Raw genomic sequence first — 14,717 nt, 5'->3', positions numbered from 1 at the left:
TCCCTGGGGCAATACATCATCAACAAGAAGGAGCGCATCTCGCTCCTTCTTCATTTTGGGTTCGATAGCCTTTGTCTCTTACGCATAAGCAGCGGTTCTAAGGATGAGGTGGAATCTACAACACACTTGGGGTTACAATATTCGGACTACTGGAAGTTGCGTAGAGCAAGAGCAATGAGCCACATACTCGATAAAATTGAAACCGTTTACCCATTCCCTCCTAAGCCCGTTCCGCTGACGGATGCAGAAAAGCAGGCCCACGTGGCCAATATTAAAGCGCTGCTGAAAGAAAAAGACGCGGTACTGATTGCCCACTACTACACCGATCCTGAAATTCAGGCGTTGGCAGAAGAAACCGGCGGCTTCGTGGGTGATTCGCTTGAGATGGCGAAGTTTGGTAACCGTCACCCAGCCAGCACTCTCATCATTGCGGGCGTTCGCTTTATGGGTGAGTCTGCAAAAATCCTCACACCTGAAAAGCGCATCTTGATGCCAACCCTAGAGGCGGAGTGTTCTCTTGATTTAGGCTGCCCAGCGGATAAGTTCAGTGAGTTCTGTGATGCACACCCTGATCATACTGTGGTGGTGTACGCCAACACGTCTGCTGCGGTAAAAGCGCGCGCTGATTGGGTGGTGACATCGAGTATTGCACTCGAAATCGTCGAACACTTAGACGCGCAAGATAAGCCGATCATCTGGGGCCCAGATCGTCACTTAGGCTCTTACATTGCCAACAAAACAGGCGCAGAGATGTTGCTTTGGCAAGGGGAGTGCGTAGTTCATGACGAATTCTCCGCAGATGCACTGCGTAAGATGAAAGCCGTCTACCCTGATGCGGCGATTTTGGTCCACCCGGAATCTCCCGCTAGTGTGGTCGAATTGGCCGATGCGGTTGGCTCGACCAGCCAGCTGATCAAGGCCGCTAAGGCGCTGCCGCATAAGCAGATGATCGTCGCGACGGATAAAGGTATCTTCTTCAAAATGCAGCAATTGGTGCCAGAGAAAGAGCTGATTGAAGCTCCAACCGCTGGTGCGGGTGCAACGTGTCGTAGCTGCGCACACTGCCCTTGGATGGCGATGAATGGCCTTAAAGCGATTGAAACGGCCCTGCGTGATGGCGGCAAAGAGCACGAAATCTTTGTGGACGAAGCACTGCGAGTGAAATCACTCATCCCGCTTAACCGCATGCTTGATTTTGCGGAGCAGCTTAACCTGCAAGTGAAAGGCAACGCCTAATCTTTGATGCGTTAAACGTCTACTGAGAGAACCAGCCATTGTGTTAGCGCATTGGCTGGTTTTTTTCGTTCTAGGGATCCGCTAGTATGAAAGCCATAGACGCCAATATCGGAACAGTAGAGACTCAGCATGACATTGTGGCTCACCTTTAGAAAGTGGATGATGACGCACTTGTTCAAACTCAGTGCACGCAATGTACTGATGTTGTTTTTTCTCTACGTGTTGATTGCATGGATCTTACTTGATGCCAGTGGTGAGCAAGCACTCACACAAGATATTTCAACCTATTTTTATTTTTTGATGGTGACCGCCTCGACCGTGGGTTATGGCGATCACTCACCGCAGACTGCCGCAGGAAAATGGATTGTGATGTTGTTTGTCATCCCTGGCGGGTTAACCTTGTTCGCGGCCTTAATTGGACGACTGGCGGGCAGTGCGGTGGATTATTGGCGAGCCGGTGTATTAGGAAAACGGAGAGTGGGTGTGGAGAATCATATACTACTGTTGGGGTGGAACGGGCAGCGCACGATGCATTTGATTCGGATGCTACAGCATGAGGAAGCGGGCAAGCGTCCGATTGTACTGTGTAGCCGCTCAGACATCGAAAACCCATTGCCTGGTGAGATTGGCTTTGTGCGAGTCACCAGTTACACCGACCAGCAAGAGATGGCGAAAGCCTCTATCACTGATGCGAGCTGTATCGTGGTCGACAATCTAGAAGATGACATCACGCTCTCTGCGGCTCTCTACGCGGCTAACGTGAACCCCAAGGCTCATTTGCTCGCGTACTTTAAAGATGAGGCGCTCAGCCAGCTTCTTAGCCAACACTGCCCGAATGCCGAGTGTATACCCGCAGTAGGCGCAGAAATGCTCGCCAAAGCGGCCGTTGACCCCGGCTCTAGCGCTTTGCATCAAGAGTTGCTTGCTTCGACGCGGGGTATGACGCAGTACTCCACCACGTTGCCAGCTGGCTTTATTCAGCGCGACATCGCGCCTATTTTTGATTACATGAAGCGAACTCATCAAGCGACATTAATCGCAATTGATGTTGGTGAGGGGATTGAGCTGAACCCGGATTTAGATCGGCAAGTCAAAGCGGGCGATAAGCTGTTCTATATTTCAGATGAACGAATCGAGTCGTTCCAGTGGCAAAAGTTGGATTAAAAAACGCGGCGTGATGCCGCGTTGTTCGTTTCCATTCAGGGATTAATCCTGCTCCGCCAGCATTGAGCCACGCATGGTAAGGCCGCATAGCATGGTTGGCACTGCGTTGAAAATCTCTTCAAACTGCTCTAAACCCTCAATACCTTGATCGGCCAAGGTGGCGATGGAGGTCTCGGGATCGTACAACATGCTGATAGAAAGCAGTACCCCACCCAATAGCGCGTTATCTTCGCTCTCTTCTGGCATGATGGTTTCCCAATCATCGCGCGCGAGTTGCCAGCCTTGCAGTAAGCCTTCGCAGAAATCGCGAGTCGCTTCGTTGACGATCTCTTCTTCATCAATCTGACAGCTCTCTGGCCATTGCCATTCATTGTTTAACAGGGCAGGACGGTACTCATTCCACATTGCGATCACCGCTTCAATGTAGGACTCAAGCTGCTCACCATCGGAAAACGGAGCGACGTCTTCACCGCCCCATAAGAATGGAAGCCACTCTTCCGGTGCCAGCACGTTGGGAGCCGCGGCCATGGAAGTCACAAAACCGCGAGTTTTGTTTTCGTTAATAAGTCGGCCTTCTAGTTCTGGCAGAGCTAGGATCTCTTGTAGCGTCAAAATGGGTTCCATTGAGTGTTTGAGTTGTGATGGAGCAATGTTAACAGTCTCTTTCTGAGAGAAAAAGGTTGAACCCTAGTGATATCCGCTATAATTTTTTAGAAACAGTAAAAATTCAGACATTTATGAAAATTCGTTCTTCCCTCAAGCGCAAAAGTAGTTATGCGCTGGCGCTCTATTTGGCGCTGGCGGTGACGCTCATCGGTACCGTCAGCTACTTGGTGGTTGAGCCACCGATACGCGATCAGTTGGAAGCGAATTTGGATCTGCGCACTGAGCTCCTGTCGGCGCAAATCGAAGAGCCGATCAATAGCTCGCTGGGCATTTTGCAAAGCATTGTCGCCATCGGCAGCAACAACGAGCCGCAAGATCATCAAGAACGGATTTTGTACAAACTGTTTGAAACGCTGCAGGGCATCACTGTCAGTGGTGGCCTGTGGCCGGCCTTCAGCCAAGAGGGCACTCAAGACGCGCGTGAGACGCCACACCAAAGCCTGTTCTTTAACCGAGCCAGTGATGGCCTGATAGACAGAGTACGCTCATGGGATAACCCTGCTTTAGGGGGGTATCAACAAGAACCTTGGTTTACAGCGGCGGTGGAAAAGCCCGCCGGTTATGTCGCATGGTCTGAAGTCTATATTGACCCGTTCACCCACATTCAGATGATCACCGCTTCCTCGCCATACTATGTAGACGGGCGCTTTGCCGGTGTTGCGACCGTCGATATTTCATTGTCCAGCTTGGTGAAATTTGTTCGCCAACATGCTGAGCAGTACGATCTCGGCGTCATCTTGCGCGATGCCTACGGGGACTTGGTGACCGAGCACAATTTTCAAGTCGTGAGAGGGATGTACATCAGTCGCTTCCAATTTGGTGAGTTTAATTGGAGCGTGGATGTCATCAACGCCAAGCGCCTCGTGACCGAACAAGTCTATGAAGTCGTCTACAAGGTGGAGGCGGGGATTGTCCCCATCATGCTGATCTGCGTACTGATTGGGTACTTTTTGATTAACCGCTACCTCATTTCTCCCATCGTCTATATCGCCAAAAAAGTGGATGATTCCCGCGAAGGTGGCGTGATAGACATTACCTACAACAGCCAAGATGAAATTCGTCACCTTATCGACACGTTTAACCAAAAGACCGTGTATCTCGATGCGGAAAAACGCAAGGCGCAGGCATCCACCGAAGCGAAAAGTGCATTTTTAGCCTCGCTATCTCACGAAATACGCACACCGATGAATGGCGTCTTAGGTACGGCGCAGATTCTACTCAAAACCGATTTAGATGATGAGCAGCGCAAACACATGAAAACCCTCTATGACTCTGGGGATCACATGATGACGCTGCTCAATGAAATCCTCGATTTCTCCAAAATTGAGCAAGGTCGTCTAGAGCTCTCCAATCATCCTTTCCCGCTTGAATCTATCATCGGCAGCGTAAACAGCGTCTACTACACCCTATGTAATGAAAAGGGCCTCAAGTTTACTGTGCACAGTGATGTACCGGATGGGCGTTGGTACTGCGCCGACAAAGCGCGTCTAAGGCAGATCCTATTTAACTTGCTCAATAACGCGGTGAAGTTTACATCTCGCGGCTACGTGGAAGTGCATTTGAGTGAACAAAAATGTGATGGAAAGAACTACCTCAACGTCGAGGTCAGAGACTCGGGAATCGGCATCGCCAAAGAAGCGCAAGGGAAGATTTTTAATCCTTTTGAGCAAGCAGAGTCTTCAACGACACGACGTTATGGTGGAACAGGGCTTGGCCTCTCTATTGTTAAACAGATTTGTGAACTGATGAACGGCGAAGTAAGCGTAACCAGTGAGGTAGGGATCGGCTCGAGTTTTCACATCAGCATCGAAATGGCCATCAGTGACATTCAACCTGTCGAAATGGCTCAGCGGCGCAAAGTGAACTACAAAGGGCTCAAGGCGCTGATTGTGGAAGACAACCGCACCAACTCCGTCATCATGAGCACGTTTTTGGCCAATAAAGGCTTTACGTGTGATTGTGTCGATAATGGCCAAAAAGCCATTGATGCGATTGGCTCAACGCACTATGACTTGGTGCTGATGGACAACCACATGCCCGTAATGGATGGGATCGAGTCCACCATAGCGATTCGAGCACTCCCCGATGGCCATGCCAGCACCTTGATTTTGGGCTGTACGGCCGACCTGTTCAAAGAGACACAGGACAGAATGTACGCTGCAGGTGTGGACGCTATTATCTCCAAACCCATCGATGAAACCGAACTTGACGACACACTGTTCCAGTTTACTCATCGTCTGTACGGTTCAATGAGCGCAGTCATTTCAAACGAAGAAGAGTTGGAGAAAGCACTGGTGAGTTTGTTCGTAGCGATTGAAAATCAACAGTTTGAAGAAGCACTGACCTGCGTTGAAGCCATTCAAGCAAGTGTCGATTCATCGAAAAGCGTCAACTTACGTCAGGCCATCGACAACCTTCACGGTGACATAGAAGCCAAGCGTACGCCGAGCCAAATCGATTTGGATACTCTCGCCGTTGAAGCGAGTCGGAACCTCTAGAATTGGCTGCCACATTCACCTCAATACTACCTGAATGCTCGTTTTGCTCAGAAAACACACAAAGGTCAGAAAGGCAGTGAAAAATGCTACCTTGCTCACACTATTTGGTGGGTTATTGACCAAGCTTACTTAAATTCGAGATCAAAAACTGCAAATTTACTGCTCTAATAGCTCCATCAACTGGGTGATGTTTTTATCTTAGTTGTATGTGTTGTTGTTTGTGTGTTGTACTAGTTTATTGTTTGGTGAGTGAAATGAGGCCTAGAGCGCCGTTTTGTATTCGTCATGCCGCTGCAGATACCTTTGCAATGGTCGTGTTTTGCTTTATTTCTGGAATGATCATTGAGATCTTTATCTCTGGTATGACATTCGAGCAGTCTCTTGCATCAAGAACGCTGTCTATTCCCGTCAATATCGCTATCGCATGGCCTTATGGCGTGTTTCGTGACTTTGTATTGCGCCAAGGGCGACGACTTTCGCCATCAGGTGCAATGAAAAGCGTCTCAGACTTGCTGGCTTACGTGCTGTTTCAATCCCCAGTCTATGCCGGCATTCTTCTGGCCGTGGGGGCATCCACCGATCAGATCATGACGGCCGTTGCCTCGAACGCTGTCATCTCATGTGGTATGGGTGTGTTGTACGGCTATTTTCTCGACCTATGCCGCAAGTGGTTCCGCGTTCCGGGTTACTACCAACGCGCGTAATTGCATGAACCTTAACCACTTAACCCAATAAGTAGCCAAACAAACCCAATGACTTGGCTTTTTTTGGGAATGGGTCTTGACCTAAGGTAATAGAATCATTAAATTAGCGCCTCGTTGGTGAGCAACACCAACCACAATTTGATTCGGTGAGTTGTCCGAGTGGCTGAAGGAGCACGCCTGGAAAGTGTGTATACGGCAACGTATCGAGAGTTCGAATCTCTCACTCACCGCCACATTCTAAAAGGTCTGATTTATCAGGCCTTTTTTCATATCTGAAGATTGAAGAAGATTTTAGATAACTACTCTAGAACCAACACATATCATTCAGCCCAAATCTAACTTCTCGTAAAGGTCGAACCATTACAAATCAGGCTTGAGTCCAGTCACATTCACTACAAAAAAGCGCGCAATCCAGCGGCGGTAGTCCGAAAATTTCAAATTAAACATCATGCCAAATGTGACGTAAATCACCAAACCTAACCCATTTCCAAGACTTTATCGCCATATGCAATAGAGCTGTATATCATGATTTTAGAATGATGATCGGCGCCTATTATGTTCCAGACCACCTCTTTTTATGATGCGCACGCAGATGTGCTAGCAAAGCAATACAACTCAGTGTCGTTTGAGTCTGTTCACCAATCTTGGCGGGCATATTGGCCGAGTGCGGGCTCGTCTGTGCTTGATGTAGGGGCCGGTTCTGGGCGAGATGCAAAGTGGTGTAGCGCACAAGGGTGTGAGGTCATTGCTATCGAGCCGAGTGATTTGCTGCGAGATATTGGTAAACACAGTACGGGCCCGAATGTCACTTGGCTGAAAGATTCACTCCCTGGGCTAGAGAACACGCTCACCCTAGGCATGCGCTTTGACCTGATCTTAGTCAGCGCAGTATGGATGCATATACCGAGTAGTAAACGGGAGCGCGCGTTTAGAAAACTCTCTTATCTTCTTGCTCCCAATGGCAAGCTTGTGATCAGTTTACGTCATGGTGAGTTCGATGATGGGCGCCACAGCTTTCCCGTTTCGGTGGACGAAATTAAACGCTACGCAAACGAACGTGCGCTACAAATGGAGTTGGTCACTGATAGCGATGATTCTCTTCAACGCAGCGGTGTGCATTGGCAAACCGTTGTGCTGTCTCTACCTGATGATCGTTCTGGAAGTCTCAACACCGTTCGCCGTATTGTGATCAATGACAGTAAATCGGCCACCTACAAATTGGCTTTGTTGCGCACACTTTTACGCATTGCTGATGCTCATCCCGGCGCAGTGATGGAGAGAGCCGATGGCAAGATAACGCTACCAGCCGGCTTAGTCGCGCTTTACTGGGTCAGGCAGTTTAAGCGACTCATTGATGTCGATATCCAAGGCATGGGGATTCAACAAAACTCCAATAGTAGTAAAGGTCTGGGTTTTGTAAAAGAAGATGGGTGGCACCAACTTAACCATCTAGCGGCGGATGATTTTGCCATTGGTGCGCTCTTTATGGGGGATGACGCCAAAGCCATCCAAAAGCTCTTCTCTCACACACTGGCGACCATCAAATCAGGTCCCGTAACCTTTATTTATCAAGGCAGTAAAGACAATCGCTTGTTTGAGTTATGCTCACCGTCCTCTCGTCGCAAGCGTCAAGACTCAGTGGTATTGGATGGCGCGTTTTTCGCAAATTACGGTGAGTTTGTGCTTGATGAGAGTTTGTGGGAGTGTTTTCGCTTGTATCACTCATGGATTGAGCCTTTAGTCGTCAATCAATGGGTCAAAGAGATGCAGCGATTCGAGTTAAATCGCCAGCGTGATATTGCGCTGCATACCTACCATGATTGTTTGGTCTGGATTGATGCTGCGCATGATACGCGTGATGTGCGGCAAAGAGTTGAGGAGCTCAAAGGTCAAGGGACGGAGATTGTCAGTGTGTGGAGCGGTAAGCCGCTCGCAGATGCGTATCACGTTGATCATTGCTTGCCTTTTGCTTACTGGCCAAACAATGATAAGTGGAACTTATTGCCGACGACATCAGCGGAAAACCTGAAAAAGAGTGACCGACTGCCAACAGTTAAACGCCTGCATGACTCGAGAGTGCGAATCCTAGATTGGTGGAACGTTGCGTGGGGAAATGATGCACATCGCCAGCGCCGTTTTTTCACTGAAGCCGCATTATCTCTGCCCAATTTACCCGCCACGTGTACCGACTTTGAGGCGGTATTTGAAGCGATGGGGCTTCAAGTGAGAGGGGTCAAAAGCCGCTTACTTGTCTCTGAGTGGTAACCACCATGACCTACACCGGAATTGATGGCTGCAAAGCAGGCTGGTTGGCTTGGGTAGTGACAGAAAATGCACTGCCTAAAATGGTGATTGGAGAGAGTTTGGACGCGCTGGCGGCGCAGGTTGGGGAAACTGGAGTGTGGCTGGTGGATATGCCAATCGGCTTTAGCACCCCAGATCAGCCGGATAGGTTATGTGATAAGGCGGCGAGGGCGTTGCTCAAAGGGCGCCGTGCGTCGGTGTTTTCCGTGCCTTGTCGTGAGGCGGTCTATAGTGAGAGTTACGAGCACGCCTGCGAGCAAAATGTGGAGCGGTTGGGCAAAAAGTTCTCGAAACAAACCTGGGGCATTGTCCCTAAAATGCGTGAATTGGATGCCTTTGTCCGATCTCGGCGCAGTGCGTCACTGTCTGTACGTGAAGCGCATCCTGAGCTGGCTTTTGCGGGGCTATCTGGTCAACCGATGGCGTGGAATAAAAAGTGTGTTGAGGGGCATCAAGAGCGGTTAGCGCTGCTAAATCACATAGCCCCAGATTGGATGGCGGTGCTCAATTCAGCGCTGGCGAGCGTACCGCGTAAAGTGGCGGAGAAAGATGACATTCTCGATGCGTTTGTTCTGATGTGTATTGCGATGCGACCAGAAGAGTGGGTGAGCGTACCAAACCCTGCCAGCGATTTAGAATCTGGCTTGCCGCGTGAGATTGTTTATCTACCGAGCGCCGATGTGAGCTGAGTACCCGTTTCACATCGGCGTCATCTGTTTAACGCCGGTTTATTGCACTTTTTGAGTGTTGGATGGCTTGTTTGGACGGTTACCTGAACGGCTTGGCTTTCTTGCACCGTTGCCGCTTTTCCCCGCGGGTTTACCACCACGGTTTTCACCGTTCGCCGATTTTGGGCCGAAGTGACGCTTGTTTTTGCTGGCCGGTTTGTGGCCACGTGCGTTGTCTGCTGGGCGTTGTCCGTCGGTATGTTCCGTTTTCGGTTTCTTCGGCTTTTTCGGTTTCTTTGGCTTAATCGGGCGTGTGTCGAGTTTGGATTCTGGCAGCACGTTGACTGGCGCATAGCCTTCTAAGGCAAGGCGTGGCAACAGCTGTTGAATCAATCGCTCGATGGCAAATAGCTCGCTCGCTTCTGCCGCTTCCACCAAAGAGATCGCACGGCCCACTTCGCCAGCTCGACCTGTACGGCCAATTCGGTGAACATAATCCTCGGCCACATGCGGCAGTTCAAAGTTAACCACTTGAGGCAGCTGTGGGATGTCGATGCCGCGCGCCGCAATGTCGGTGGCCACTAGGACGCGAACGTCGCCAGATTTAAAATCCGCTAGTGCTTTGGTGCGCGCACTTTGACTTTTATTACCGTGAATTGGCGCTGCGGTGATCCCTTGGTCATTGAGGTAATACGCTAAGCGGTTAGCACCGTGTTTGGTGCGGCAGAACACCAGAACTTGTTTCCAGTCGCCATCTTGAATCAGTTTGACCAACATCGGCGCTTTCTTGCGCTTGTCGGCCGGGTAGATGCACTGCTCGATGGTGGTTGCGGTCGAGTTAGCAGGCGCGACAGACACTTCAACAGGGTTGTTCACCAAGCCTTTTGCTAAGTCACGAATCTCCGCTGAGAACGTCGCTGAGAAGAGCAGGTTCTGGCGTTTTTCAGGTAGCAGAGCCAAAATCTTGCGGATATCGCGAATAAAGCCCATATCCAGCATGCGGTCTGCTTCATCGAGAACCAGTACTTCCAGTTGATCAAATTTCACCGCATTCTGTTGGTAAAGATCGAGCAAGCGACCCGGCGTGGCGACCAATACGTCCAACCCTTTGCGCAGCTTCATCATCTGCGGGTTGATCTTGACGCCGCCAAATACCACACCCGAAGTCAGGCGTTGGTAACGGCTGTACTTGAAGACGTTTTCTTGCACTTGCGCCGCCAACTCACGAGTCGGTGTAAGGACGAGCGCACGAATGTGATTGCCTTTGACGCGCGTGCCGTTATCGAGGCGCTCTAGAATTGGCAGTGTAAAGCCTGCGGTTTTACCTGTGCCTGTCTGCGCTGCGGCCATGACATCTTGACCAGCAAGCACCGCTGGAATGGCTTGTTGCTGGATTGGTGATGGCTCACGGTAGCCTTGTTCATCAATGGCTTTAAGCAGCGGAGCAGAAAGACCTAAATCGGTAAAACCCATACGTTGTTCTCTGTTGTGATGTAACCACGCCCCAGCGTGTATGCGGGGGGCGAAAAAGTGGGCCATTCTGCGCCCTTTGTCGCTGAACATCAATAAAATTATTGAGACAAGGGGTACAAAGGCCGGGCGTCAAGGAGGGCAGTGTAAGACGGCGGATGCGGCCGTGGCTGATTTGAGCGTGACTTATTTTAGCGTGATCGCGTCTTTGTTTTGTTGCGTGAGTAAGTGCATGACAAGCGCCAAGAGCAAGCCGGTACCCGCGCCAAAGAGGTGCGCATCAATGGCGACAGGTGCTTCAATCAGAGCGCTGGTGGATTCTGGCGCGCCCATGCTTTGCTCCCAAGCAATTTTTGCCAGCAAGCCAAGCACTAGCAGCCCGCTACTTTTTCGCCTTGGTAAATGGGTCTTGCTTGGTAAGTATTCACGTAAGGCGAAGTAGCCAAACAGTCCATGTAAAACGCCAGAGAGGCCAACATAGCCTTGCATCGTCGTCGTTAAGTTAAGTAAACCGACGCCCAGGCTACAGAGAAACAGGGCTAAAATAAGATCAAAGGGGCGAGGGCGGAATAGATAGCAAATCACCCACAGACCTGCGAGGTTCATCGCAAGGTGGGCAAGGTTGGTATGGGTAAAGTTTCCTGTTACGATCCGCCACCACTGACCTTGTTGGATATTGATTTGCTGCCAAGCGCTCCAAGTCGCGGCGGGTTCAGTTTGTAACACGGCACACACAAGGCTAATGAGCCCCAATAGGATAATTAAGCGGAAATGACGTTTCGGTACTGTACTCAATGTGGGAAATCACTCAAAGCGTGTCTATGCCAATGGATAGTGCCGCTATCCTCTCATGTGGAACTCATCATACTCCAACATAAAGCGGAAACCCACCGACCAATGGGCACCGCGCGCATCTTGACGCTCTCGCTCTCCAATAGTCGCTGTTACGTCGGGGAAGATTTCAGTGAGCATGAGGCGCTCAACGCCCTGCTTAGTGAACCCAACGTCGAGCATTGGGTACTGTTTCCCGGTGAAGGTGCGCAGAGCTATGAGCAAGTGAGAACGCGCCTCCAGCAAGCTGAGCCTAAGGTACGTCTGCGCGTGATTCTATTGGATGGCACATGGAAGAAAGCCTATAAAATGTGGCAACTCTCAACCAACTTACACGCTTTGCCTAAAGTGGCGCTCCCCACAGATCTGGTGGGCAACTATCGCATTCGTAAATCGCCCAGTGCCAACAGCTTATCGACGGTGGAGGCAGGCTATCACATCTTGCGTCTGCTTGAGCCTCGGCAGGATTTCACCCCACTTATTAATGCGTTTGAGAAGATGATCGACTTTCAGATTGCGCAAATGCCGCCAGGCGTGTTCGAGAAAAACTACCAAGGCTAGGTGTTGCCACGAAGCAAAGGTTGGCAAAGTCTTCTATCTCGGTATATGCTTATCGCAATCGTTTTCACCGTAAGGCCATCATCGGCGCTGCGGTGCTTCGTATAATCCCACTGATAAGGTGTGGGAGTCTCTACCTGGAGCCGTAAATTCCAGATTACGAAGAGATAAGTGCAAGTCGCTTTTCTCTTTGTATGTCTGAAATTCGTCAAGGGAAAAGCGTTTGTTGTGAAAGTGTCATTAAGAGGCGACAAACGTGAATCATACTGCTTTTATTCAAAACCTACCTAAAGTTGAACTCCACCTGCACATTGAAGGCACCTTAGAGCCCGAGATGATGTTTGAGCTGGCAAAGCGCAACCAAATAGACCTGCCCTTTGCGACGCCTGAGGCGGTCAAGCAAGCGTACCAGTTTACCAATCTTCAATCGTTTTTAGACATCTACTACCAAGGCGCCAATGTGCTGATTGAAGAGCAAGATTTCTACGATTTGACGTGGGCTTACTTGCTGCGCTGTGAGCAAGATAATGTGATGCACACCGAGATCTTTTTCGACCCGCAAACTCACACCGCGAGGGGTATAGCCTTCTCTACCGTGATCAACGGCATCACGCGTGCTTTGGATGAAGGCCAGCACAAGCTCGGCATTACTAGCCAAGTGATTATGTGCTTTCTTCGTCATTTGGATGAAGAGAGCGCGATGGACACGCTGGAAGAAGCGATGCCGTTTAAAGAGAAGATCGTTGGCGTAGGGCTAGACTCCTCAGAACTTGGCCACCCGCCAGAAAAGTTTGAACGCGTGTTTGCCAAGGCGCGTGAGACGGGCTTTTTGACCGTGGCACACGCGGGCGAAGAGGGGCCTGTGGCTAACATCACCAACAGTTTAGACAAGCTGCATGTGGCGCGAATCGATCATGGAGTGCGTTGCAGTGACGATCCAAGCTTAGTCGCCTCGCTTGCACAATCGCGCGTGCCGTTGACGGTCTGCCCACTATCAAACATCAAGTTAAAGGTCTTTGATGAGATGGCGCAGCACAACATTGTGGACCTATTGCGCCAAGGGCTTTGTGTGACGATCAACTCTGACGATCCCAGTTACTTTGGCGGTTACATGAGCGATAACTTTCTTGCGGTTGCCGCCAGCCACGCACTGAGCCGTGATGAACTGGCCATGTTCACTCGCAATGCGATTGAAGCCAGTTTCATTTCACAGCAAGAAAAAGCGCGCCTGAATACCCAGCTTAGTGACTATATGGAAGCAGGGCAGTCAGAGCGTAGCTAATCGCGTTAATGAGACGAAAACAGCTGTTGGTGCAGGCGCTGAGCGTGGCCATCGGTCATTGAGGAGATGTAGTCGGCTATCACGCGATAGCCGTCTGCGCTCTGTGTCCACTGTTGGCGTACTTCGATCGGCAGCAATCGCTCTGGATCGGCGCTCAGCGCTTCAAAGATATCCATAATGATCTGCTGGCCTTTGTATTCGACTACCTGAACGTGGGGCACTTGAATCACATAGTCGCTGACAAAACGTTTGAGAATATCCAGTGCTAGCGCCATTTGTGGCTCTAAATAGGCATTGAAAGCCAATAAGTCACAATCGAATGGCGCATCCACCGGCTTGATAGAAACGCTGGTCAACAGGGCGTTGACCATACCGCCAATGGCATCTTTGCGCTGAAAGTGCGTGCCGGCAAACAGCATTTCAGTGATGGAGTCGATGTGCTGCTCAAACCAACTCTCACCGCACTCCGACAACTGGCTCGCCGCGCCCTCGATCCATTGATGACGGGTGACCAGACCAAGCACTATGGCGTCTTCCAGATCGTGTACGCCGTAGGCAATATCATCGGCCAGTTCCATAATGGAGCAGTCGAGCGACTTAAAGCGCGTTTTGTGGTGCCCTTGCCCGCTTGGTGCTTCACGCATCTCGCTAAAGCGCGTTTTGTCCGCTTGAGAGAGTGGCTGCAGCATCCAATCAAAGGTGACTTGGTCACAATCGTAATACCCTTTGGCTGGCGACCACTCTTTGGCTTTTAATCGCCGTTGATGAGAGACCGGCGGTGGCGTGTTGGCGGAGCAAGTTTGGCTAAGCGGCGCTGGGTATTTCATCAATCCAAGCAGAGTGCGCCGCGCGAGGTTCATACCAAAATGCTCGGTGTAGGGTTCAAGCTGGGTAACAATACGAAAAGTTTGCGCGTTGCCTTCAAAGCCGCCGTGGTCGCGCATCATGTAGTTCAGGGCAACCTCGCCGCCGTGCCCATAAGGCGGGTGGCCAATATCGTGCGCCAAACATAACGAATCAATTAAGCTATCGCTAGGCAGTAGGTCACGAAACTCAGGCTGCTTCTTTTTGATTTGCGCGACAATACCCGTGCCGAGCTGAGCGGCTTCAAGCGAATGGGTGAGACGGGTGCGGTGAAAATCATCAAAGCTGGTGCCATGCACTTGGGTCTTGGCCTGCAAACGACGAAACGCCGCAGAGTGGAGGATTCTTGCTCGATCGCGCTGGTATGGGCTGCGATGATCGTCACGGCGAATTTTATGTTCATCGTCGTGGCGCATCAGCCACGCCGGGTCCAAGTTGAAATCCATCAGCACATCACCTTTCGAACGTTACG

12 protein-coding genes, 1 tRNA gene and 1 riboswitch are annotated in these 14,717 nt (G+C 50.6%); of the genes, 9 read left to right on the top strand and 4 right to left on the bottom strand.

The window, feature by feature from the left end; translation table 11 throughout:
* Positions 1-174: 174 nt before the first annotated feature.
* Together nadA and AC6R10_RS01460 are read left to right on the top strand one after the other, a co-directional pair.
* Positions 175-1,236, top strand: coding sequence for a quinolinate synthase NadA (nadA, locus tag AC6R10_RS01465; RefSeq protein WP_500634132.1), 1,062 nt, complete (start codon positions 175-177; stop codon positions 1,234-1,236).
* Positions 1,237-1,365: 129 nt separating this feature from the next.
* A complete protein-coding gene (locus tag AC6R10_RS01460; protein ID WP_500671273.1) occupies positions 1,366-2,400 on the top strand; it encodes an ion channel in 1,035 nt (344 codons plus the stop codon).
* 42 nt (positions 2,401-2,442) lie between these two features.
* On the opposite strand, the gene AC6R10_RS01455 is transcribed toward AC6R10_RS01460, so the two are convergent.
* Positions 2,443-3,012, bottom strand: a complete 570-nt coding sequence (locus AC6R10_RS01455; RefSeq protein WP_500625853.1) for a UPF0149 family protein — start codon at positions 3,010-3,012, stop codon at positions 2,443-2,445.
* A 125-nt stretch (positions 3,013-3,137) separates the two neighbouring features.
* Here AC6R10_RS01455 and AC6R10_RS01450 point away from each other — a divergent pair, with 125 nt between their 5' ends.
* From AC6R10_RS01450 to AC6R10_RS01430, 5 genes are all read left to right on the top strand, one after another.
* A complete protein-coding gene (locus AC6R10_RS01450) occupies positions 3,138-5,564 on the top strand; it encodes a hybrid sensor histidine kinase/response regulator (RefSeq protein ID WP_500671272.1) in 2,427 nt (808 codons plus the stop codon).
* Positions 5,565-5,818: 254 nt separating this feature from the next.
* Positions 5,819-6,268 (top strand): L-alanine exporter AlaE, encoded by a 450-nt coding sequence (locus AC6R10_RS01445; RefSeq protein ID WP_487902653.1) that lies wholly within the window; start codon positions 5,819-5,821, stop codon positions 6,266-6,268.
* 145 nt (positions 6,269-6,413) lie between these two features.
* Positions 6,414-6,501: transfer RNA gene (locus AC6R10_RS01440), tRNA-Ser, on the top strand.
* A gap of 322 nt (positions 6,502-6,823) precedes the next feature.
* Entirely contained in the window at positions 6,824-8,533 is a 1,710-nt protein-coding gene (locus AC6R10_RS01435; protein ID WP_500671271.1) for a class I SAM-dependent methyltransferase, read from the top strand.
* Between the two features lie 5 nt (positions 8,534-8,538).
* Positions 8,539-9,261, top strand: a complete 723-nt coding sequence (locus AC6R10_RS01430; protein WP_500671270.1) for a DUF429 domain-containing protein — start codon at positions 8,539-8,541, stop codon at positions 9,259-9,261.
* Positions 9,262-9,300: 39 nt separating this feature from the next.
* On the opposite strand, the gene AC6R10_RS01425 is transcribed toward AC6R10_RS01430, so the two are convergent.
* Together AC6R10_RS01425 and rrtA are read right to left on the bottom strand one after the other, a co-directional pair.
* Positions 9,301-10,713 (bottom strand): DEAD/DEAH box helicase, encoded by a 1,413-nt coding sequence (locus tag AC6R10_RS01425; protein WP_500671269.1) that lies wholly within the window; start codon positions 10,711-10,713, stop codon positions 9,301-9,303.
* A gap of 183 nt (positions 10,714-10,896) precedes the next feature.
* Entirely contained in the window at positions 10,897-11,436 is a 540-nt protein-coding gene (gene rrtA, locus AC6R10_RS01420; protein WP_500671268.1) for a rhombosortase, read from the bottom strand.
* A 45-nt stretch (positions 11,437-11,481) separates the two neighbouring features.
* Here rrtA and AC6R10_RS01415 point away from each other — a divergent pair, with 45 nt between their 5' ends.
* Positions 11,482-12,102, top strand: a complete 621-nt coding sequence (locus AC6R10_RS01415; RefSeq protein ID WP_500671267.1) for a tRNA-uridine aminocarboxypropyltransferase — start codon at positions 11,482-11,484, stop codon at positions 12,100-12,102.
* A gap of 77 nt (positions 12,103-12,179) precedes the next feature.
* Positions 12,180-12,279, top strand: a riboswitch (purine riboswitch).
* Positions 12,280-12,355: 76 nt separating this feature from the next.
* Positions 12,356-13,381, top strand: a complete 1,026-nt coding sequence (locus AC6R10_RS01410) for an adenosine deaminase (RefSeq protein WP_500671266.1) — start codon at positions 12,356-12,358, stop codon at positions 13,379-13,381.
* A gap of 5 nt (positions 13,382-13,386) precedes the next feature.
* Here the strand turns inward: AC6R10_RS01410 and AC6R10_RS01405 are convergent, their stop codons facing one another.
* Positions 13,387-14,691 carry an anti-phage deoxyguanosine triphosphatase gene (locus AC6R10_RS01405; RefSeq protein ID WP_500671265.1) on the bottom strand — a complete coding sequence of 435 codons (1,305 nt, stop codon included), beginning with the start codon at positions 14,689-14,691 and terminating at the stop codon, positions 13,387-13,389.
* Between the last annotated feature and the right edge of the window lie 26 nt (positions 14,692-14,717).

Source organism: Vibrio sp. R12-SG2-ISO1, from assembly GCF_059834045.1.
The sequence above is the reverse complement of the archived record's forward strand: the minus strand, read 5'-3'. Positions and strand labels throughout refer to the sequence as shown.